Below are 21,103 nucleotides of genomic sequence, written 5' to 3'. Positions count from 1 at the left end.
GGCAGATCGCCGGGCGGCAAGGTCGGCGGACTCAAGCGGCCGATGCAGGGTGCATCGGCTGTTGCCGGCACGGCGCTGGTTATGGAGCCGCGGGCGGCAACAGCGGTGTGTACGTGGCCGCTGTCCAGATCAGGTGCACCTGCACACCATCGCGCATGACATCCACGGCGATGGGGTTGCCTGCAGCAGCCTGCAGTGCGGCCAGCAATGTTGCGATTGTGGTGATCTGGGTTCGGCCTGCCGTGCGCACGCGGTCGCCACGTTGCAACTGCAGGCTGAGCGACGCGCTGGCCTGGGTCACCAGCAATCCGTCGCTACTGGCGACGAGCTCCAGAATTTGATCGTCATGGCGCCAGTTCAGCCGGGTGTCGTCGATGGCGAGCACCTCTTGCGTCGAAGTGCTGGACGAGGCCGACGCCGCGTGCGCCCGCGTTGCCGCATCGGCCTGGCCGGGGTGAAGGAGGCAGCAGGCGGTCAGGGCGATCAATGCCGATGATGCAAGAGAGCGAGACATGAGGGAATCCGGTTCGTAACGATGGTGAAAACGCACGGTGGATGGCGAGCCTGGTTGCTTCCCCACTGCCAAGCGATGGGAAAGCAACGCCGGCCATCATGCACTGCGGGTGGCAACAGCCGGCGGCACTGCAGCTGCGCGGCGGGCCGGCCAGAACACCGCCAGCTGGCCGAGCATCCATAGCAGCAGCGCGCCAATCGGCAGGTAGATTGCCGGCAGTCGCGGCAATTCATAGCGTGCCATCAGCCAGACGTTGATCGAGTAGGCCATCAGCATGCCGAGCACGATGCCGACCGAGGCGAGCAGGAAATTCTCGATCTGGAAGTAGCGCAGGATCTGGCTGCGCGTTGCACCCAGCGCACGGCGGATACCGATCTGCTTGGTGCGTTGCTGCACCCAGAAACTCGCCAGGCCGACGATGCCCAAGGCGGTGACGATCAGTAGTGCGATGCACACTGCGCCGAGTAGCCAGATCATGGCGCGATCATTGCGGAAATACTTTTCGCGGATTTCGGTGTAGGTCTCTTGTTTCAGCACCAACCGGCTGTTGTCCACTTTCATCAAGGCCGCCACTGCCGCCTTCAGCACTTCCGCCCGACGCAAGGGATCGGTAACACGTACGATGTATTGCCCGTTGTTATACGGTGGACGGATGGGCAGCAGCATCGAATAGTCCTTTGCCGACAGTCCATTGACATTGTTCGGCCGCGCCAGGGTGCGCACGATTCCGACGATACGCAGCGGGACGTCGCCAGAGTAGATGGTCTTGCCGAGCGCGCTGTGGTCGGGGAACATCTTGTCCGCCGCCCCCTGCGTCAGAATGACCGCCGCACCCTTCTTGCGGACTTCATCGTCGTTATCAGCCTTTTCCTGGCTGATGTATTCGTCGGGGCTGAAGTCGCGGCCGGCATTCAATTGCAGGCCAAGTGCATCCAGGCTGCCTTCGCTGACCAGATACTGCGCGGCATTGAGTGTGGGGCGTTCCTGCTCCGGGGTCAGGGTCAGCCCCGTGTTGGACGAGTAATTGACGAAGGGGATCTGATTGGTGATGACTGCATTGCGCACGCCGGGTACCGCGCGCAGCGCTGCCAGATCCTCCCGGGTACGTGCATCGGCATTGGCCTGTGGGCCGATGCCGTCCAGCTGGATACTGAGCAACTCCTGTTCGGCGATGCCGCTTGGAGTCCGGAGCGTGTCCAGGCGATTGCCGATCAAAAACAGCGAATTGCAGATGATGGCGCAAGCCAGTGCGATCTCGAGCACGATCAGTGCGGCGGCCGTCTTATGGCGGCGCAAGGTGGAGATGATGGGTCGGATGTCCATGGGCTGACCTTGAAGATAGGAAGCGTGGCTCGCCGCGATGCGGCGGGCAGGAGGTTCAGGACGACTTCAATTGCAGTGCCGGTGCGACCTGGATGGCGCGCCAGGACGGCAGGATGCCGGCGAGCAGGCTCGCGGCGATCGCAATGGCGAATGTCAGCAGCAGCATCGTGATATCCAGGTGCGCCAGCGCGGCGTAATCCACCGGTTGCTGACGCACGGCCCACAGCCCCAGCCACGCCAGCCCAAGTCCGCCGATGCCGCCGGCCAGGCCGATGGTCCCTGCCTCCACCAGGCACTGCGCAAAGATTGCGCCGCGCGACGCGCCAAGCGCACGCCGCACGCCAATCTCTCCGCTGCGGCGCAGGAATTTCGCCAGCAACAGGCCGACCGTGTTGAGCAGGCACACCAGCAGAAAGCCCATGGCCAGCCACAACTGCAGACGGACGTCGCTGGGAACCACCTTGTTGTAGTCCAGCCACTGCATCACGTTGCGCAGGCGCACATTGTTGGGCCGGGTAAAGCGCCCGGCGGCACGTTGTTGATCGGAATAGTTTTCGAGGTAGGCCTTGTAGTCGCCCGCCTGCTTGGCATTTTCCAGCTCCACCCAGTACTGCACCCAGGTGCAGGGCGCATTCAGCGCGGTGGTGTCGCCTGCCTCGACCTTGCCGGAGCAGTTGGTCCCGCCGGCGTGGGTCAATTTCAGATCCATCGCCGTACTGAACGGCACATACAGCTGTTCGTTCGAGCCGTAGGTGTCTGTGATGTCGTAGAAGCGTGGGTCGATCTTCCAGGTATCCAGGACGCCGACGATACGGAAGGTGTTCTTGTCCACGCGCACTTCGCGCCCGACGCTGTTGCCACCGTCGAACAGCTTTTCGTTCAGCGACTTGCTGATCACCGCGACACGTTCGTGCCGCTCGTCGCTTGTGCCGGACCACGCTTGGCCGTAGAGCAAGGGCACGTCGAACATCGCAAAGAAATCGGCCGAAGTGAAACGAGCGTTTAGCTTGAAAGGGCTCAATCCACTGCGCTGTGGCTCGATCGCGACACTTCCGCCTGACATCATCGCCTGACGCATGGCGCGCTTCTCACGCAGCAGCGCCTCGGCGTCGAAGCGGGTGGACTGGTAATCGGGCTCGTCTCCCGGCTGATAGCCGGACTTCGGTTCCGCATCCACCTGCACATAGAACAACCGATCGCTCTTTTGCGGAATCGGGTCGCCCGACAACACATGGAACACCGTCAGCGTGGTCATGCTGGCGCCGATACCCAGCGCGATGGCCAGCACCATCAGTGCGGTCAGTACCTTGTTGCGGCGGAAGCTGCGTACCGCAAGATTGAAGTAGTAGCCGAACATGGGTGGGCTCCTCAGTCGGCCAGGGTTGCAACGGCGGCAGGCGTGCGCATCAGGCTGGGATTGCGTTCCAGGTCGGTGGCCTGCCCGTCGACGATGTGCACGTTGCGCTGCGCGCGTGCGGCCAGTTCCGGATCGTGGGTGACCATGACGATGGTGGTGCCCTGGCTGTTGATCTCTTCCAGCAGTTCCATCACCCCGCGCGCCATTTGCGAATCGAGGTTGCCGGTGGGTTCGTCGGCCAGCAGCAAGCGTGGACTGCCGGCCAGTGCGCGCGCAATCGCAGCGCGCTGCTGTTGCCCACCGGAGAGTTCGGTGGGGTAGTGACGCAGGCGCGAGCCCAGGCCGACCTTGGTCAGTGCCTCTTCGATGCGCTGCTTGCGCTCGGCTGCCGCCATACCGCGATACCGCAGCGGCACATCGACGTTGTCGAACAGGTTGAGGTCGGGAATCAGATTGAAGCCCTGGAAGATGAAGCCGATCTTGCGGTTGCGCAGGCGCGAACGTGCATCGTCGGACAGATGGCTGACGTCTTCGCCATCGAGCAGATACTGCCCGCTGGTGAAGGTTTCCAGCAGCCCGGCCAGGTTGAGGAAGGTGGTCTTGCCCGAGCCGGAGGGGCCGGTGACCGCGACGAACTCGCCTTCGCGCACATGCAGGTCCAGCGACCGCAGCGCATGCGTTTCCACCTGTTCGGTGCGGAAGACCTTGGAGACCGCTTGCATCTTGAGCATTGCCGATTCCTTTGCGAAGAGAGTGTGCGACGAGTGGAAATGAGTGAATCAGTGGACGGTGACGCGCGGTGCGTCGCCAAAGTTGTCTGCACCGGAGACCACCACGCGGTCGCCGACCTGTAGCCCGGAGAGCACCTGCACTTCGCCCAGGCTGCTGACACCGAGCGTGACCGGGCGCCGCGCGGCGGTGTTGCCATCCATCACATAGGCATAGCTGCCGCCGGATTGTTCGACAAACGGGCCGCGTTCGACCTTGAGCACGTTGCGGCGCGTGTCCATCAACACGCGTGCGCTCATGCGCTGGCTCTGGCGCAGGCCTGGCGGCTGCTTGTCGGTGAAGCGGATGCGCGCGGTGACTTCGCCATTGACCACTTCCGGCGACACTGCCGAGATGGCGCCGGCGAACGGTTGGCCGCTGCCGCTGGTGAGCTGGGCCGGCATGCCGATCGCCAGATCGCGGGCGAAACTCTCCGGCACCTTGATCTCCACTTCGAACTTGGACAGATCCACCACGCCCAGAATCGGCGCGTTCGCCGCCACCTGGGTGTGCTGCACCGCCTGCACCTGGCCGACCTGGCCATCGAAGGGCGAGCGCAGCGTGAGCGCGTCCACCTGGCGCTGCACTTCGGCCACCACTGCGCGTTGGCGGTCTGCCAGCAGGCGCTTGTTGCGCGAATCCAGGTCCGCACCCTGGCTCTTCAACGCGGCATCGCGCTGGGCGTGCTGCAGGTCGATATCGGTCTTCTTCAAGGTGTCCTGCGCCTTGGCCAGTTCCACCTGCGGCACGGCGCCACCGTCGTAGCCGCGTTGGTAGCGCTCCAGGTCGCGTGCGGCAGCCTGCTTGTCGATCTGGGCCTGGTCGGTGAGCTTGCTGGCGTTGGCACGCGCCAGGGTGGCATCCAGGGCCGCGCGGCTGGATTCGGCCTCCAGGCCGGCCAGGGTGGCCTGCTCCTGCGCCAGCTTGCTACGCAGCTCGGGGCTGTCGATGCGCGCCAGTTCCTGGCCCTGCTTGACGACGTCGCCAGCCACCACGCTCAGCGTCACCGTGCCGGCAGAGATGGCGTACAGCACCGGGCTGTTGGCGGCGATCACGCGGCCGTCGGCGGCGATGTCGCGTACCAGGTCGCCTCGGGTGACGGTGGCAACGCGCACGCGGCTGGCGTCGAACGAGCGGCTGCCGGCGCTCCACGCAGTCACGGCCCAGCCGATCCCGGCAAGCACCGTCACCGCGGCGACGCCAGGCCACAGCCAACGGCGCCATGGCGCGCGCTGGGCGGGTGTGCGGAGAACCTGGTCCTGGGCAGAGGTATCGCGAATCATGGTCGGCTGGCTCGGTGGCGTCACTGCGATAAAGCAGGACCCGTGCCAACGTTCAAGTCATTGAAATGGATGGTTTTGTTAGTGTGGCGACCGGTGTCCGCAGTGTCCGCGGACACTGGGGGCGGACACGCTGTCCGGGCACGGTCATGCAGCGGACAAGAGCGGACACGCTAAAATGTCCGACTTCTTTTGCGAGAGCTGTCCTATGTGCGGCATTGTCGGAGCGATCGCCGGGCGCGATGTGGTCCCGGTCCTGATCGAAGGACTCAAGCGCCTGGAATACCGCGGCTACGATTCCTCCGGCATTGCAGTGCTCGATGGCGTGCAGGTGCGCCGGGTGCGTCGCACCGGGCGGGTGGCCGAGATGGCGCAGGCCGCGCAGGCCGAACAGTTCGGCGCCACGCTGGGGATCGGCCACACCCGCTGGGCCACCCATGGCGGCGTCACCGAAGCCAACGCGCACCCGCACATCAGCGCCGGCGTGGCGCTGGTGCACAACGGCATCATCGAAAACCACGAGGAGCAGCGCGAAAAATTGCGCGCGCTTGGCTACACCTTCGAGTCGCAGACCGACACCGAGGTCATCGCGCATCTGATCCATCATCATCTGGGCAGCGCCGGCGACCTGCTCACCGCGCTGCAGCGCACCGTCAAGGAACTCACCGGTGCCTATGCGCTGGCGGTGATGAGCCAAGCCGAACCGGAACGCTTCGTCTGCGCGCGCATGGGCTGCCCATTGCTGATCGGGGTGGGCGAGGGGGAAAACTTCGTCGCTTCCGACGTGTCGGCGATCGTGCAGGCCACGCGCCAGGTGATCTTCCTCGAAGAAGGCGACACCGCCGAATTGCACCGCGATGGCGTGCGCATCTTCGACGGCAACGATGCACCGGTGGAGCGCCCGCTGCACCTGTCGGACGTGTCGCTGGCCTCGCTGGAACTGGGCCCGTTCCGGCATTTCATGCAGAAGGAAATCCACGAGCAGCCGCGCGCCTTGGCCGACACCATCGAGGCGGCGATCGATGCCAAGGGTTTCCCGTCATCGCTGTTCGGCGCCAACGCAGAAGCGGTGTTGCGCGACATTGAAGGCGTGCAGATCCTGGCCTGCGGTACCAGCTACTACGCCGGCATGACCGCCCGTTACTGGATCGAAGCCATTGCGGGGCTGCCGTGCAGCGTGGAGATCGCCAGCGAATACCGCTACCGCGCCGCGTATGCCAACCCGAAGCATCTGATCGTGACCATCTCCCAGTCCGGCGAAACGCTGGACACGATGGAAGCGCTGAAATACGCCAAATCGCTGGGGCATTTGCACACGCTGTCGATCTGCAATGTGCCGGAAAGTGCGATCCCGCGCGCCAGCGAGCTGGTCTGCTACACGCGTGCCGGCGCCGAGATCGGCGTGGCCTCGACCAAGGCTTTCACCACCCAGCTGGCGGTGTTGTTCCAGCTCACCATGGTGCTGGGGAAGTTGCAGGGCCGCATCAGTGACGCCGAAGAAGCCGAGTATCTGGAGCAGCTGCGCTTTTTGCCCGGCAGCGTGCAGCATGCATTGAATCTTGAACCGCAGATCATGGCCTGGGCCGAACGATTTTCGCCGAAGGAGAATGCGCTGTTCCTCGGTCGCGGCCTGCATTATCCGATTGCATTGGAAGGCGCGCTCAAGCTCAAGGAAATCTCATATATCCACGCCGAAGCGTATCCGGCCGGCGAGTTGAAGCATGGGCCGCTGGCACTGGTGGATGCGGCGATGCCGGTGGTGGTGATCGCACCGAACGACCGCCTGCTGGAAAAGGTCAAATCCAACATGCAGGAAGTGCGCGCACGCGGCGGCGAGCTGTTCGTGTTCGCCGACCAGGACAGCCACTTCAGCGACTCCGAAGGCGTGCATGTCATCCGCACCCCACGCCATGCCGGCGTGCTGTCGCCGGTGATCCACACCATCCCGGTGCAGCTGCTGGCTTACCACACCGCCCTGGCACGCGGCACCGATGTGGACAAGCCGCGCAATCTGGCCAAGTCGGTGACGGTGGAGTAAGCGCTGCCGCGGTGTCGTCTGCGCGCACTGCCAGCTGCATGCAGTCGATGCATGCACGCAGTGCATGTTCGGCTCTATCGCTGTCATGTTCCAGGATGGCGATTGCGTGCAACGTCGTGCTGGTTGCGCTGACGCGCAACGCGCGAGGTTCAGCTCCTCGCAAAGCAGTCGCCGACGTCCTGCCTATGCACGTGGCGATGCCGCTTCCAGGAGTGGCCGTATCCGTCTGGCGAAGGCGCGGTCGCACTGCCAGCGGCCGGTCCTTAGCGCTCCACCACAGCCTCTGCCAACGCAGTGGCCCAAGTTATGCATAAGCTCCTGGCGAGGGTCCACACCACGCAGGAGGACGTATGCACGAGTCTTTCAAACAGGGGGCGCCGGCCGAGTTGTGGCAGGCGTTGGTGCGCGAGGCGGGGCAGCGGATTGCGCGTCCGCTGGACGAATCGCGCGAGCATTATCTGGTGTTCGTGTTGCTGCGCTTCCAGCGCGATGCGCATCTGCTTTCGCGCACGCAGGCGCTGGCATGGCTGCATGCGCAGGACCAGATCGGTAGCGTGCGGGCCGACGCATTGCGTGACGTGGGAGACGGTTGCCTGCTGATTGCAGGCCTGTTTCCGGGCGTGGCGCAACGCCGGCGCCTCAGTGTGGATTACTTCATCGATCTGGGCAGGGGCGCGTATTCCGAAGTGGCCGACACCCGCTGCAGCGATGCAGGTCTGTTCGCGCAACTGGCCCAGAGCTATCGCGAGCTGGTGCGTATATTGGCCGCATTGCGCACGCCACGCGATTGGCAACCAGGCCCAGGCGGAATCTTGCATGCCTAAGCAGTGAGCATCTGAGGGGCGGTCCCCACACATGCGTGGGGACCGCCCCGACTGCGATGGCTGCCGTGTGCGGGCACACTATCCCTGCAGGACGAACGGCCGGGTGCGTTGTGCCATTACCCGTCGATCAGCGCCCTGCATGTGGGAAGCCGTCGTGTGCGAGCGGTGGCGCATCGGTCGCGCTGCATGGGGGACATGCAGCGCGTCGCACTTATCCATAGGGACAGGGATTCATGAAGACGTGTATCGCGGCGGTGCTATTGGCACTGCCGGGGCTTGCTGTTGCGCAAGACGTGCCGCTGGGCTATGCCGGACAGGGCGGAATGACGCTGCAGGAGATCGACCCTGCCATTTATGCGTATCACTACGACCACGGATTCGTGGGCGAAGATGCGATGGGCTGGGATCCTGCGCTGCAATTCGCCTGGTCGCGCATCGCAGCTGCCAAGGTCTGCGAACAGCAATCGCCGTCCGATGCATTGATCGGCAAGCTGGTGGAGCAGTACGGCAAGGATGCCGGCGTGCACCAGATCAACGGCATTGGCTTCCATGAGGCACAGATGCGGGCGGCTGGTACCTTCTGTACCGCTGCGCGCGTGACCGAAGCCACTGCGGTGGTGCCTGCGTTTGCAGGCGGGGATTTCTCCACGGCAACTGCCTATGCGGCTGCTGCAGTTGCAGGCACTGTGGCGGTTGCCGCAACACAGGCGCAACCAAGTCCGCAGTCCGATGCAGGCGTTGCCATGACGCCCTCGGCAGATTGGGCCTTGCAGCTCCCATTGCATTCGAGCATGCGGGTGGGCTCGAACGGCCTGCCCAACGGCGACGAAATGCTGCGTGTCGTCCGCCGCGGACATACCGGGATGGTCGTCGGTTTGCAGATTGCCACCAGCCTGTTCGCGCGCGGTGTTGCGGTCTCTGCCTTCGGAAAAGATCAGCTGAAAGGCGAAAAGATGGAGGCCCTGGGGAATCCCGGCTATCAATTGCAGCGCGATGCGGTCAACGCGCGTTTGAAGACCTACTTCACCGGGCATCCGCGGGCCATACCGGCAGAACCGTTCCCGTTGCAGGTGCTGATGTCGGACTGGCTGCTGGTGTATCAAAGCCTGGCCGATACCAAGTCGCCTTACGAGCTGCGCTACGCAGTGACGATCGGTGGGGAGCGCAGCGGCTTCTTGAAGCGCAAGGCGAGCCCGGTCAGTCTGGACTGCGCGCCGACACCGCGTACTGCCTCGCTGGAAGAATGGGAAGCCAACGATTACGCGTTGGTCAAAGCAGCCGCACAAGCCTACAGCGACGAATGCGCAGCGAAATTCGCCGAGCAGTTGCCGCAGTGGTTCCCTGACAGAGAAGCTGTTGCGACGTCCAACTGACGGACCAATGCTGGTGGCGCCGGATATCCGGCGCCCGATGTGATGGGAAACAGCGCGTAATGCAGGCGTAAACCAGAAGGGGCACCGATCCATCGATCGGTGCCCCTTCTGTGTTTGTGTTGCGCGACGATCAACCGACGCTGCGCGCCTGGCTGCGTTGTTGCTCTTGCTGGTCTTGAGCCTGCGTCTGCGCTTCCTGCCGCACAGCATTGCTGCTCTGCTCCAGCGGCCGTTCCGCAGCGGTTGCCTTGTCGGTGTAGATCCGCTGATGCGCCGGGTCGGTTGGCTGACCCTGCACGGCAAACAGTCCGTTGCCGTCCTTGCTTTGCGCCACCATGTCGATGCGTTGCATGCCGCTGACCTTGGCTTCGAAGGTCATGTGGCCGGCCGCATTTACCAACTGCTGCCGATTGGCGAAGGCATTCGGACCGAGCTGCTCCAGCTTGTTGACGGCCTGATTGAACAGCGGGTGGTCGGGATTGGTTTTCTCCGAGAGCAGGGGCGTCTTTTCCGCCTGCTTCAACGCAGCCTGCGTATCGCGGCCAACCACGCCATCGTCCTGCAGCCCATGCGCACGCTGGAATGCCTTGACCGCCTCGCTGGTCCGTTGGCCATAGGCGCCGTCAGCCTTGAGTTCGTTACCGCCTGCGTCCTTGTAACCCAGTTGCTGCAACGCCTGCTGCAATGTGCGCACTTCTGCGCCACGCGCATTTTCGCGCAGGACACCCGGCGCATCAGCGGCGGCGTGTGCCTGGCTGGGTTTGTGCTCGGTCGCTGCGTGAGATTGCTGCTTGTTCTGGCTGCGCTCCTGCAGCAGGTCGCGCGCCTCAGACAGCGGGTCGCTCGCATACAGCTTGACGCCCTTGGCGTGCTTGCGCTCGAGGTAGGAATCCAGCGAACTGAGCTCGACACCCTCGCCGCCACGGGATTGGCTGATCTTGAGCTGGCCATCCTTGGGGTCACGCACCACCATCGTGATGTGGTCGATGCCCTTGTAGCGCCCCTTGTCCCAACTCTGCGGGCCATTGTCCTCGCCGATGATCATGCCTTCCTTGAGGGTCTGGGCAGTCACATCCTTGCCTTGGATCAGCACGCCGGAGCGCAGCTCGGCCTTGCGCAGCAGTTCGGATGCACTGTCGAAACCAGGACTGAACTTTTCGTCCTTGGTGAAGATGGCCTTGCCGGCGCCCTTGTTGATCTCGTCCATGGTCGCGTTCTGCATCTCGACCACCCAGCCAGAACAATCGACCCTGCCTTTGTCGGGATCTTTCGCGCCCAGGCCGTATTTGACGTGATCGTATTTGTTGGTGAGGTCATAGGCTGCGTGAAGCGCAATGCCTTGCGCTGCGGGTTTTTCCGGCTGGGCAGGCGCAGAGTGCGCTGGCGCAGCGTGCGAGGGTGCCTGCTGCGTGGTCGAAATCGGCTCGATGCCTTTTTCAGGAATCCGGATACGGTCCATCTTCGTATCCCAGTACTGCACGAAGGTCTGTGCCATGTCCTTGTCGGACATGCGCCGGAACGTCGCCGAATCGACGCCGGTCAGGGACTTCAGCTCTTTCTCGCCGACATTGTTGAGAATGTTGGCGCGTGTGCTTTCCAGGCCAAAAGATCCCGTGGCGATCGCGGTCTGCAAAGAGCGATAGCCACCGGCGCCTTGCTGATGGGCCAGATACATATCCAGGCCATCGGGCTCGGGCTTGCCCGACAGGTACGGCCGCCCATCGCGTTCATGCCGATTGACCAGGCTCGTCCGGTTGTCCAGATACAGCCGCGCTGCTGCGTCGGTATTGGCCACCGCGTCCAGCTCGCGTCCGGCAATGCCGTACTGCTGGGCAGTTGGCGGCGTGAACTGGAATAGTCCCTTCGCACCGCCGGGGCCGCGACTGGCCAACTCGTCGAAGGCGCCGCCAGTCTCTACGTGGGCAAAACGCAGGAAGTCGTCACGCGGAATATTCCGCTCGGCCGCTTCGCGTTCGATGATGTCGAGCACTTGGGCTCGTGAGTAGTTCGTCGGCATCGCTCAAGGTCCTTGATTGAGTGCTGCAGCCACGCGGCTGCAGCGGTACGCCGCCCGAACCAATTCCTTTGGTCCTGTATCAAAGGGTCGGCAAATACGATTTGCTGGCGGCATCGTAGCGGTATTCAACCGTCGCGTCACCCCCGCTCGTCGGGGGAACGGCAGAGACCGTTACCCGCAATGCGGGCAGTCCTGGCTGCTTCACGAACGCAAGCGTGCTGGTGTTCTTGACGCAGGCAATCTTGCCGGGCGCATCTTCGCCACAGTTGGCGCTGTTGTCCTCACCCGCCGGAATGTTGCCGATATAGGTCCAATGCTTGTCGTTGACGTTATCGGTTTCTTTCGGGTTGAACACGAGTGCGTCGTAGGAAAGGATGCGCACGCCCGACTGCAGGCTCCACGTCGGCACGGCCAGGACCAGCCTGCCGTCATCGGTGACAAAGGTCTGTGGTTGACGCGTCGTATCGACGGTGTTGCCCTGCTCCATACCGCCGAATTCGCCGATGTAGGGCTCTGCGCCAAGCAGCTTCCATGGAGACTTGCTCCCCGGTTCGCTGGCCACAAACGTGGCGTGAGCAAGCGTCACCTTGGTACCAGGGGCAGCATCGTGATTCTCGCGCTCGGCGCCATAGAGCTCGGGCGTTTCCCAGGCGAAGCCGGTGTAATACCGCGTACCGCCGAGTTCGAATTGAAAGCCGTACCAATAATTGATCCAGCTGCCATTGGCGACCTCGTAGGAGGTTGCGCCATCGCCGTCCACGTTGCTGATGAAATACAACACGCTGTCGGTCCGCGGCGGCTGCAATTGCTGGGTCGATCCCTGGGTTGCGTCCTGCATGGGAGGTGCATCCTTTTCTGACGGTTTTGGAGGAGTGCCGGCCGCGGCTGCGGCGGTCTTCGGAGCGGTGGCGTCCGGTGTCGCCTGTGTGCAGGCGGCGATCGTTGCTAGCGCAAGGACAAGTGAAATCTTCCTGACGAGCATTGGGGTGCATCCATTGCGGAGGGCGGCGAAAGTCTACTCCAGCCCGCCGTTGTGTCCAGTCGTTGCACCGGGCCTGGCGGCTCCCGCACGTCGTTGCGGCGCGGGGCTTCCACGTCGCGGATGCGCTGCGTTCGGCCTGTGCATCCGCTGACGCGCCAGCTTGCCGCTGAGCGGCGGACTTACGCCAAGGGCGTATTGGAAATGATCTCCACCCAGTAACCGTCCGGGTCCTTGATGAAGGCCAGGTGCTTCATGCGGCCGTCTTCCAGGCGTTTCTGATACGGCACGTTGAGGCTGTCGAAGCGTGCGCAGGCAGCATGGATGTCCGGCACCGAGATACAGATATGGCCGAAGCCGCGTGGGTCGCTGTTGCCGTCGTGATAGACCGGGCCATCCTGGGTTTCGGTGCCATGGTTGTGGGTGAGTTCGAGCACGCCGGGGATGCCGGCCATCCACAGGCGACGCTGCGCGTCGTCATCGGGAATGGCCGTGCCTTCGGGCAGCAGCGCGAGAAAATACAGGCTGAATTTTGCGTCGGCAAAATCGCGTGCGTCGAGCAGGCGGAAGCCCAGGACACGGGTATAGAAATTCAGCGACTGTGTTGCGTCCTTGACGCGCAGCATGGTGTGGTTGAACACGAAGCCGTGCGTGTCGGCGGGCGCGGCATTGGCGCCTGGCACGTGTTGCAGATCGTTCAAAGGCATGGCGGTCTCCTGGTGTGGATTGCGGGTGGGGGGTGTTGCGCGAAGGGGGATGGTAGCCAGGGCAGGGTTGTCGGCGTGTCATGGCGAAAGGGCAGCGGTTCGAATGCGCTGGCGTTGGAGGAGAGGGCCAACTGCATCTGCCCGTGCACGATGCCATCGCCTCAAAACCACACGCGCACACCGGCAACAAAGCGGCTGTCGCGTGCGGGGGCATCGTCCATCGCGGCGCGTTGTGCGCTATCGCCGAAGCTGCGGCTGTGCACCCAGCCGATGTACGGCGCGAAGCGGCGGGTAATCTCGTAGCGCAGGCGCAAGCCAAGTTCCACCGCTTCCAGACCGCTGCCAATGCCGCGGCGGTTGTCGTCGGTAAGCGCGATGTCGGCTTCCGCACGCGGCTGCAGGATCAGACGGTTGGTCAGCAGTACCTCGTATTCGCCTTCCAGCCGCAGCGCCGCGCGGCTGCCAGTGCCCACATACAGCGTGGCTTCGGTTTCGAACTTGTAGGGCGCCAGGCCTTGCACGCCGAAAGCGGCCCAGCTGCGATGTTCGCCTGCGCCGATGTCCTGGCGCGCGCCGATGAGTACATCCCACCATGGCGAAATGGCATGGCCATAGAACGCCTCCAGCGAGGCAGGTTCGGTGCGCCCGTCGTGCCGTTCGCCCTCGCTGCGCAGCCAGAGCCGGTCGATGTCGCCGCCGATCCATGCGCGCGATTCCCAGGCCTGGCCGCTACCGCGATGCGTGTTGGACGCTTCAAGCCGATCGAGCAGGACATAGTGGTTGATACCTGCCGAGTGCATCGTATGCGTGTGCAATGGTGCGAATGCGGCGGCGATGTCGTCCGCCGTGGGTGGGGGAATGGGGTCGCGAGGGAGTGGGTGACTGCGTGTCTCGGCGGGTGATGCAGGAGTTTGTGCAGCGTGTGTGGGCTGCGTGTGGTGCATCTTGGAGTGATCCATCGACGCGTGATCCATCGCCTGGTGGTGCATGGATGCATCGCCCATGGATCCATGCTTCATCGATTCATCGTCCATGGGGCCGGTACCCGTGTCAGCGTGCGCCATGTGAGCGTGGTCCATGTGAGCGGCCTGAGATGAGGCAGGGGTCGTCTGCATGCCATCGGTCACTTGCATCGCATGGTCCTGCATGTCCTGCGGTGCGTCCTCCAGCGCATCGTGCTGATGCTCCTGCGCAAGTGCAGATGCGCTCGCCAGGAACGCAGCAGCCAACCAGGCCTGTGTGCGAAAGCGACTCATGCCTCCACCCGCACTTCGCGCATCATTCCTGCTTCCATGTGGTACAGCAGATGACAGTGATAGGCCCAGCGGCCGAGCGCATCGGCACGCACGCGGTAGGTGCGGCGGGTGCCCGGCGGCATGTCGATGGTGTGCTTGCGTACCTGGAAGTTGCCGTGTGCATCTTCCAGGTCGCTCCACATGCCATGCAGGTGAATCGGGTGCTGCATCATGGTGTCGTTGACCAGCACGATACGCAGCCGCTCGCCGTATTGCAGACGCAAGGGTTGCGCGGAAGCGAACGCGATGCCATCGAAGGACCAGGTGAATTTTTCCATATGCCCGGTCAGATGCAGCTCGATGTCGCGCCCGGGTTCGCGCCCATCCGGATCCTCGAACACGCTATGCAGATCGGCGTAGCACAGCACGCGGCGGCCGTTGTCGCGCAGGCCCACGCCGGGGTCGTCCAGGCGCGGTGCGGTGGCATTGCTGCGCATGTCGATCAGCGGGTTGCCGGTTTCGCTGGCGGGATGATGCGGCGCCTTGTCGTGTGCCTGGGCATCGTCGTGCGAGTGCATGGTGTGCGTCCCATGCGCCGCCAGCATCCCGGGCGCGCCGTGCATTGCGGGTAGCGCGTGGTGCGTCCCATCGCCATGTCCCATGTCCTGCATGGTCAGGATGGCGCGCCGATCCAGTGCGGGAATCGGCGCCTGCAAGCCGTGTTGCACTGCCAGCGTGCCACAGGCAAAGCCGGTGCGGCCCATGTCCTGCGCGAATAACGTAAACGCATCCTGGCCGAGCGGTTCGACGATCACGTCGAAGGTCTCGGCCGCGGCGATGCGCAGTTCGTCCACGCTGACCGGATGCACGTACTGCCCGTCGGCGGCCACCACGGTCATGCGCAGGCCGGGAATACGGATGTCGAAGTAGGTCATCGACGAGCCGTTGATGAAACGCAGCAACACCTTTTCGCCTGGCTTGAACAACCCGGTCCAGTTGCCGGCCGGCGCCACGCCGTTGAGCAGGTAGGTGTAGGTGTTGGCGTTGACGTCGGACAGGTCGGTCGGGGTCATGCGCATGCGCCCCCACATGCCGCGGTCGGCCAGCGTGGCGCGCAGGCCGTCGTCGCGCGCATCGCGCAGGAAATCGACGACCGTGCGCTGCGCGTAATTGTCGTGGCTGGGCATCTGCTTGAGCCGGCGGAACAGGGCGGCCGGGTCCAGGTCGGTCCAGTCCGAGAGCAGCACCACATGCTCGCGATCGTGCCGGTACGGCGGCGGCGTCAGCGGGTCGATGACGATGGCGCCATACAGCCCGGACTGCTCCTGAAACATCGAATGGCTGTGGTACCAGTAGGTGCCGGACTGGCGCAGCGCAAAGCGGTAGTGATACTCCTGGCCCGGCGCGATGCCGTCGAAACTCATCCCCGGCACCCCGTCCATGTTGGCCGGCAGCAACAGGCCATGCCAATGCACCGAGGTGGCTTGGTCGGCCAGCGCGTTACGCACGCGCACGCCCACCGTGTCGCCCTCGCGCCAGCGCAGGGTGGGCGCCGGCAGGCTCTGGTTGACCGTGATTGCGGAGCGGGTGTGTCCGGTGAAGTTCACCGGCAGGCGGCCGATCTGCAGCGACTGGCTGCTTCCACGTAGCACCGGCGTGGTGGCCTGGGCGGCGGCGCGCGCGTCGTAGCGCCACAGGCCGCTGGCTGCGGCGACGCCGCCCAGGGCCAGGCCCTGGACGAAGCGGCGCCGGCTCAGACCGCTGGCGGTTGAGCCGTGGGAAAACGGGGGATCGAAAGACATGACATCTCCTGCGCGCTCCATCGGCAAGATGGAGCGCAGCGCAAAACTGAGGAAACCCGCGCAAGCACGCGCGGGGCCGAGGACGGCCAAGGCAGGGCCGTCGGCGCTCAGGCGATGGGAGGTCGTACCGGTTGGTCGGGCAGCGGGCTGCTGCGCCCCTCGGTCAGGGTGTCCGGCACCGCCGGGTGGCCGAGCAGGCCGGCGGCTACGGCAGGCAAGGTCAACAAGGCGAGGCTGGCGTGCTGCAGGCAATCGCAGCTGCCCAGCTTGCAGCAGTCGGGCGCGTGCGCACGCGTGGCCTTGTCGTGCCCCTGCATGGCTGTCGGTGGAGGCATCGCCTCATGGCACGGCAGGGCTGCCGGCGACTCGCTCTGGGTCGCGGCGGTGCCTCCCGCCATGGTCGCGGCGGGCATCGCGCCCGACGCCATTGCCGGCATGGCCATGCCCACCGACGCCCACGCGCCGGTGGCCGTATTGGCAACCAGGCTCAGGCACAGCAGCAGGCGGAGCAGGCGATGCAGCACAGGTAGTCGCGGCAGTGACAGGTGCAGCGAGCATAGCATCGGCCCCCAGCTGTCCGCCCGATGCGCTGGGTGCGTAAGCGGGCAGGTGGGGGCGGTAGAATTGAGGCTACTTTCGCAGCCAAGTCCTGCCATGTCGCAGCGCCAGTGGGTGGCCGCCGCCATCCGGAAGATCGAGGCCGATTTCAATCGTTCGGCCGACACCCACCTGATTCCGATGGAACTGCCGGGCTATCCGGGCATCGACCTGTACTTCAAGGACGAGTCCAGCCACCCGACCGGCAGCCTCAAGCACCGCCTGGCGCGCTCGCTGTTCCTGTACGCGCTCACCAATGGCTGGCTGCGCGCCGGGCGCCCGGTGATCGAGGCGTCCAGTGGCTCCACGGCCATTTCCGAAGCATATTTCGCGCGTTTGCTCGGCGTGCCCTTCATCGCGGTGATGCCCGCCTCGACCTCGCCGGAGAAGATCGCCGCGATTCAATTCCAGGGCGGCCGCTGCCACCTGGTCGAACGCGCCTGCGACCTGGACAGCGCCTCGCACCAGCTCGCACGCGAGACCGGCGGGCACTTCATGGACCAGTTCACCTATGCCGAGCGTGCCACCGACTGGCGCGCCAACAACAACATCGCCGAATCGATCTTCAAGCAACTGGCCGAAGAGCCGCACCCGATCCCGGACTGGATCGTCTGCAGCCCCGGCACCGGCGGTACCAGCGCCACCCTGGGCCGCTACGTGCGCTATCGGCGCCATGCCACCCGCATCCTGTGCGCCGACCCGGAAGTGTCGGTGTTCTTCGACGGCTATTGCCGCGCAGTGGACGGCCAATGCCCCAAGGAGCTGGCCATCACCGGCGGTTCGCGCATCGAAGGCATCGGCCGCCCGCGGGTGGAATCGAGCTTCATTGCCAGCTGCGTGGATGTGATGATCAAGGTGCCCGATGCGCTGAGCCTGGCGGCGATGCGCCACGTCAGCGCCACGCTGGGCCGCCGCGTGGGCGGCTCCACCGGCACCAACTTCGTCGGCGTGTTGCAGGCTGCCCGGCGCATGCGCGACGAAGGCCGGCAGGGTTCAATCGTCACCATCCTGTGCGATGCCGGCGAACGATACGCGCACAGTTATTACGACCCGGCCTGGTACCAGGCGCGCGCGATCGATGTCAGCGACAGCGATACAGCCATTGCGCTGGCCGTGAACGGCGGCGATTTGCCTGCCTTGCCTTGTGCGGCGCTGGAATGACCGCCATATCCGGGACGTAGGCATCAAGGCGCTGCGCTCACCGCCACGCCTGTGCGATCGGTGTTCGCAGTCGGCAGGTGAGCACGGCACCGTGCCCTCGGTGCCGTGCTCACCTGCTGACGGTTGCCTGCCACGTTTGCCGATCCTTGAATCCACTCATCCAGTCCATTGCCGGAGCGCTCCATGACCAACCCGCTGCTCGATCTGTCCGGACTGCCGTCCTTCGATGCGATCGGCCCCGAACACGTGGGCCCGGCGATCGACCAATTGCTCGCCGAGGCCGAGGCGGCGGTGAAGGCAGCCGAGCAGGTCAGCCCGGTGCGCTGGGACAGCTTCGTCACGCCGCTGGACGATGCCACCGAGCGGCTATGGCGTGCGTGGGGGCAGGTGGGTCACCTGCAGGCGGTGGTCAACACGCCCGAGCTGCGCGAGGCCTATAACAGCAACCTGCCCAAGGTGAGCCGCTTCGGCAGCGCGCTGGCGCAGAATCTGGCGCTGTATGCGCAATACAAGGCGCTGGCGCAATCGCCGGAAGCCGCACACTTCGATGAGGCGCGTCGCAAGGTGCTGGAAAATGCGCTACGCGATTTCCGCTTGGGCGGTGCAGAACTCGATGATGCCTCCAAGGCGCGGTTCGCACAGATCCAGGAAGAACTCTCGGCGTTGGCAGCCAAGTTCTCGCAGAACGTACTCGACGCCACCGATGCGTGGTCGTACGTGACCGAAGACCAGACCCAGCTGTCGGGCCTGCCGGCAGAAGTGATCGCCGCCGCACGCGCCGCCGCCGAAAAGGACGGCGTGCCGGGCTGGAAATTCACCTTGCAGATGCCGTGCTATCTGCCGGTGCAGAGCGATGCCGACAGCCGCGACCTGCGCGCGCGGCTGTATCGCGCCAATGCCGAGCGCGCGTCCGAATTCGGCGATGCCACGCTGGACAACAGCGCCAACATCGATCGCATCCTGGCCCTGCGCGCCGAGTTGGCGCAGCTGCTCGGCTTTGCCAGTTACGCCGACTATTCGGTTGCCACCAAGATGGCGCAGAGCCCCGACGAGGTGATGGGCTTCCTGCGCGATCTGGCCGCGCGCGCCAAGCCGCATGCACAGCGCGACCGCGCCGAGCTGGAAGCCTTTGCGCGCGACGAGTTGGGTCTGGATGAACTGCAGGCCTGGGACCTGGCCTACGCCTCGGAAAAACTCAAGCAGGCGCGTTACAGCTTTTCCGAGCAGGAGGTGAAGCAGTACTTCACCGAACCGAAGGTGCTGGCCGGCCTGTTCGATGTGATCCACAGCCTGTACGGGCTCACCGTCAAGCCCGACAGCGCGCCGGTGTGGCACCCGGACGTGCGGTTCTACCGGTTGGAAGATGCGCAAGGCACCCTGGTTGGCCAGTTCTATCTGGACTTGTACGCGCGCGAAGGCAAACGCGGCGGCGCGTGGATGGACGATTGCCGCAATCGCCGCAACACCGCCAACGGCGTGCAGACGCCGCTGGTGTATCTGGTGTGCAACTTCGGGCGCGGCAGCGGCGATGCACCGGCCACCTTCCGCCACGGCGAAGTCACCACGCTGTTCCATGAAATGGGCCACGGCCTGCATCAGTTGCTCACGCGGATTGGCGAGCTGGGCGTGGCCGGCATCAATGGCGTGGAGTGGGACGCGGTAGAGCTGCCCAGCCAGTTCATGGAAAACTTCTGCTGGGAGTGGGAGCGCATGCAGGCGATGACCGCGCACGTGCAGACCGGTGAACCGCTGCCGCGGAACCTGTTCGATCGCCTGCTGGCGGCGCGCAATTTCCAGAGCGGCATGTTCACCGTGCGTCAGCTGGAATTCGCCTTGTTCGACATGCAACTGCACAGCACCTACGACCCGTCGCAGGACAACGTGCTGCAATTGATCGAGCGCGTGCGCGACGAAGTGGCGGTCAATCGGCCGCCGGCATGGAATCGCTTCCCGCATCAGTTCAGCCATATTTTTGCAGGTGGCTATGCGGCCGGCTATTACAGCTACAAGTGGGCCGAAGTGCTCAGCGCCGATGCCTATGCCGCATTCGAAGAGGCGCCCGACCAACTGGAGCAGACCGGCGCACGGTTCCGCGCCGAGGTGCTTGCGCGTGGCGGCAGTCGTCCGGCAGCGGAGAACTTCCGCGCGTTCCGCGGTCGGGCCCCGACCATCGATGCGCTGCTACGGCATAACGGCATGGCGGGCTGACGGCGCCGATGGCGCAGTCGTCACCTGCTACCGTCGCCACGGCGTTCGCATTGCATTGAGGTGAGCTGTCCTATAACCGCGACCTGGCGCCTCTTCGGGAGGCGCAGCATGCGGTGGGATAGGGCACAAGGAGAGCGCAATGCAGCGACGTTTTTCATGGAGTGCACTATGGCTGATGGCCGCGGCCCTGCCGGTTTGGGCGCAGCACACCGGCCACGCCAACGGTCTGGTTGGCCTGCGCGCCGGACCTTCCGAAGAGTACCGGCGCGTGGGCGAAGTTCAGCCCGGCGGTACGCTGCAGGTCTATGGCTGTCTCAAGAGCGGCGCCTGGTGCGATGTGCGTTCACCGGAGGCACGCGGCTGGCTTCCTGCGGCCTCGATCGTGCTCGCTCACGGCGCCCTGAATCAGGTGGTGCCGAAAGTGACGTTCTCGCTGGATGCCTACTGGGACACGCATTATCGCGGCCGCGAATGGACCGTCGAGAGCGAGCGCGCCTACTGGCGCGATCACACTCCCGGGGACTCGCTGCCACTAGAGCTGCTGGCACCTGGCGAGGGCGTGACGGCGGACGGAGTACAGTCCCTGGCAAGGCGCGCCAAGGCCGAAACACGCGCAGAAACCGAGCGCACCCAGCGCGAGCGGGCCGTGATCGACCGGGCTGCGCTGAATCGGATAGATGCCGACAGGCGGGACGACAAGATACATCGGTGCGAACGCTCGGGAAGTCAGGACAGCACCGTGCAGAGCTGTATCTCCCAGGCACGCAGCGATTACGAGCAATCGGTTCGGCAACGGTGCGAAAGCTCGCAAATCCAGAGCGGAAGCTTGCAGAGTTGTATCGACCAGGCAAGCATTGACTACGAGCAATCGGTTCGGGAACGGAAGCTTCGCGACCAGAGCGATCATTAGATGGTCGCAG

Annotated in this window: 17 protein-coding genes; 6 read left to right on the top strand and 11 right to left on the bottom strand. The window is 64.4% G+C overall.

The window, feature by feature from the left end:
• Nucleotides 1–79: 79 nt before the first annotated feature.
• The 5 genes from ACCQ07_RS17720 to ACCQ07_RS17700 all read right to left on the bottom strand — a co-directional run bounded on the left by ACCQ07_RS17720 (nt 80) and on the right by ACCQ07_RS17700 (nt 5,245).
• Nucleotides 80–385, bottom strand: a complete 306-nt coding sequence (locus ACCQ07_RS17720) for a hypothetical protein (protein WP_031424968.1) — start codon at nt 383–385, stop codon at nt 80–82.
• 225 nt (nt 386–610) lie between these two features.
• On the bottom strand, nt 611–1,837 hold the full coding sequence (locus ACCQ07_RS17715) for an ABC transporter permease (RefSeq protein WP_218555505.1): 1,227 nt from the start codon (nt 1,835–1,837) through the stop codon (nt 611–613).
• A gap of 55 nt (nt 1,838–1,892) precedes the next feature.
• A complete protein-coding gene (locus ACCQ07_RS17710) occupies nt 1,893–3,194 on the bottom strand; it encodes an ABC transporter permease (protein ID WP_011348649.1) in 1,302 nt (433 codons plus the stop codon).
• An 11-nt stretch (nt 3,195–3,205) separates the two neighbouring features.
• The gene (locus ACCQ07_RS17705; RefSeq protein WP_011348648.1) at nt 3,206–3,925 is read right to left on the bottom strand and encodes an ABC transporter ATP-binding protein; all 720 of its coding nucleotides are present in this window, start codon (nt 3,923–3,925) and stop codon (nt 3,206–3,208) included.
• A 48-nt stretch (nt 3,926–3,973) separates the two neighbouring features.
• Nucleotides 3,974–5,245, bottom strand: coding sequence for an efflux RND transporter periplasmic adaptor subunit (locus tag ACCQ07_RS17700; protein WP_008571028.1), 1,272 nt, complete (start codon nt 5,243–5,245; stop codon nt 3,974–3,976).
• A 205-nt stretch (nt 5,246–5,450) separates the two neighbouring features.
• Here ACCQ07_RS17700 and glmS point away from each other — a divergent pair, with 205 nt between their 5' ends.
• The 3 genes from glmS (at nt 5,451) to ACCQ07_RS17685 (ending at nt 9,477) form a co-directional block, all read left to right on the top strand.
• Entirely contained in the window at nt 5,451–7,280 is a 1,830-nt protein-coding gene (gene glmS / locus ACCQ07_RS17695; RefSeq protein ID WP_372363509.1) for a glutamine--fructose-6-phosphate transaminase (isomerizing), read from the top strand.
• A gap of 350 nt (nt 7,281–7,630) precedes the next feature.
• Complete coding sequence (locus ACCQ07_RS17690; protein WP_005914723.1) at nt 7,631–8,104, top strand: hypothetical protein; 474 nt, start codon at nt 7,631–7,633, stop codon at nt 8,102–8,104.
• Nucleotides 8,105–8,337: 233 nt separating this feature from the next.
• The gene (locus ACCQ07_RS17685) at nt 8,338–9,477 is read left to right on the top strand and encodes a hypothetical protein (protein WP_372164414.1); all 1,140 of its coding nucleotides are present in this window, start codon (nt 8,338–8,340) and stop codon (nt 9,475–9,477) included.
• A gap of 130 nt (nt 9,478–9,607) precedes the next feature.
• Here ACCQ07_RS17685 and ACCQ07_RS17680 read toward each other — a convergent pair whose 3' ends face one another.
• The 6 genes from ACCQ07_RS17680 to ACCQ07_RS17655 form a co-directional block, all read right to left on the bottom strand.
• Nucleotides 9,608–11,467 (bottom strand): peptidoglycan-binding protein, encoded by a 1,860-nt coding sequence (locus ACCQ07_RS17680; RefSeq protein ID WP_136733240.1) that lies wholly within the window; start codon nt 11,465–11,467, stop codon nt 9,608–9,610.
• Between the two features lie 106 nt (nt 11,468–11,573).
• Nucleotides 11,574–12,332, bottom strand: a complete 759-nt coding sequence (locus tag ACCQ07_RS17675) for a hypothetical protein (RefSeq protein WP_372364163.1) — start codon at nt 12,330–12,332, stop codon at nt 11,574–11,576.
• Nucleotides 12,333–12,655: 323 nt separating this feature from the next.
• Complete coding sequence (gene gloA / locus ACCQ07_RS17670; protein WP_218555508.1) at nt 12,656–13,180, bottom strand: lactoylglutathione lyase; 525 nt, start codon at nt 13,178–13,180, stop codon at nt 12,656–12,658.
• A 161-nt stretch (nt 13,181–13,341) separates the two neighbouring features.
• The gene (locus tag ACCQ07_RS17665) at nt 13,342–14,436 is read right to left on the bottom strand and encodes a copper resistance protein B (RefSeq protein ID WP_011348642.1); all 1,095 of its coding nucleotides are present in this window, start codon (nt 14,434–14,436) and stop codon (nt 13,342–13,344) included.
• Entirely contained in the window at nt 14,433–16,238 is a 1,806-nt protein-coding gene (locus tag ACCQ07_RS17660; RefSeq protein WP_372363508.1) for a copper resistance system multicopper oxidase, read from the bottom strand. The genes ACCQ07_RS17665 and ACCQ07_RS17660 overlap by 4 nt, the downstream gene beginning before the upstream one ends.
• An 86-nt stretch (nt 16,239–16,324) precedes the next feature.
• Entirely contained in the window at nt 16,325–16,780 is a 456-nt protein-coding gene (locus ACCQ07_RS17655; protein WP_372363507.1) for a CopL family metal-binding regulatory protein, read from the bottom strand.
• Between the two features lie 91 nt (nt 16,781–16,871).
• On the opposite strand from ACCQ07_RS17655, the gene ACCQ07_RS17650 reads away from it, so the two are divergent.
• The 3 genes from ACCQ07_RS17650 to ACCQ07_RS17640 all read left to right on the top strand — a co-directional run bounded on the left by ACCQ07_RS17650 (nt 16,872) and on the right by ACCQ07_RS17640 (nt 21,093).
• Nucleotides 16,872–17,975, top strand: a complete 1,104-nt coding sequence (locus tag ACCQ07_RS17650; RefSeq protein WP_005914733.1) for a PLP-dependent cysteine synthase family protein — start codon at nt 16,872–16,874, stop codon at nt 17,973–17,975.
• 183 nt (nt 17,976–18,158) lie between these two features.
• Entirely contained in the window at nt 18,159–20,183 is a 2,025-nt protein-coding gene (locus tag ACCQ07_RS17645) for a M3 family metallopeptidase (RefSeq protein WP_372363506.1), read from the top strand.
• Between the two features lie 139 nt (nt 20,184–20,322).
• Entirely contained in the window at nt 20,323–21,093 is a 771-nt protein-coding gene (locus ACCQ07_RS17640) for an SH3 domain-containing protein (RefSeq protein ID WP_372164407.1), read from the top strand.
• The last annotated feature ends 10 nt before the right edge of the window (nt 21,094–21,103 follow it).

It is taken from the genome of Xanthomonas sp. NCPPB 3583, from assembly GCF_041475715.2.
GTDB lineage: Bacteria > Pseudomonadota > Gammaproteobacteria > Xanthomonadales > Xanthomonadaceae > Xanthomonas > Xanthomonas euvesicatoria.
This window is presented reverse-complemented; position numbering and strand designations above follow the sequence as displayed.

Bases quoted from the DNA above. Each gene is read 5' to 3' on its own strand.
- ACCQ07_RS17715 (WP_218555505.1), bottom strand. From the start codon at position 1,837: ATGGACATCCGACCCATCATCTCCACCTTGCGCCGCCATAAGACGGCC.
- ACCQ07_RS17710 (WP_011348649.1), bottom strand. From the start codon at position 3,194: ATGTTCGGCTACTACTTCAATCTTGCGGTACGCAGCTTCCGCCGCAAC.
- ACCQ07_RS17705 (WP_011348648.1), bottom strand. From the start codon at position 3,925: ATGCTCAAGATGCAAGCGGTCTCCAAGGTCTTCCGCACCGAACAGGTG.
- ACCQ07_RS17700 (WP_008571028.1), bottom strand. From the start codon at position 5,245: ATGATTCGCGATACCTCTGCCCAGGACCAGGTTCTCCGCACACCCGCC.
- glmS (WP_372363509.1), top strand. From the start codon at position 5,451: ATGTGCGGCATTGTCGGAGCGATCGCCGGGCGCGATGTGGTCCCGGTC.
- ACCQ07_RS17690 (WP_005914723.1), top strand. From the start codon at position 7,631: ATGCACGAGTCTTTCAAACAGGGGGCGCCGGCCGAGTTGTGGCAGGCG.
- ACCQ07_RS17685 (WP_372164414.1), top strand. From the start codon at position 8,338: ATGAAGACGTGTATCGCGGCGGTGCTATTGGCACTGCCGGGGCTTGCT.
- ACCQ07_RS17675 (WP_372364163.1), bottom strand. From the start codon at position 12,332: ATGCAGGACGCAACCCAGGGATCGACCCAGCAATTGCAGCCGCCGCGG.
- gloA (WP_218555508.1), bottom strand. From the start codon at position 13,180: ATGCCTTTGAACGATCTGCAACACGTGCCAGGCGCCAATGCCGCGCCC.
- ACCQ07_RS17665 (WP_011348642.1), bottom strand. From the start codon at position 14,436: ATGAGTCGCTTTCGCACACAGGCCTGGTTGGCTGCTGCGTTCCTGGCG.
- ACCQ07_RS17660 (WP_372363508.1), bottom strand. From the start codon at position 16,238: ATGGAGCGCGCAGGAGATGTCATGTCTTTCGATCCCCCGTTTTCCCAC.
- ACCQ07_RS17655 (WP_372363507.1), bottom strand. From the start codon at position 16,780: ATGCTATGCTCGCTGCACCTGTCACTGCCGCGACTACCTGTGCTGCAT.
- ACCQ07_RS17650 (WP_005914733.1), top strand. From the start codon at position 16,872: ATGTCGCAGCGCCAGTGGGTGGCCGCCGCCATCCGGAAGATCGAGGCC.
- ACCQ07_RS17645 (WP_372363506.1), top strand. From the start codon at position 18,159: ATGACCAACCCGCTGCTCGATCTGTCCGGACTGCCGTCCTTCGATGCG.
- ACCQ07_RS17640 (WP_372164407.1), top strand. From the start codon at position 20,323: ATGCAGCGACGTTTTTCATGGAGTGCACTATGGCTGATGGCCGCGGCC.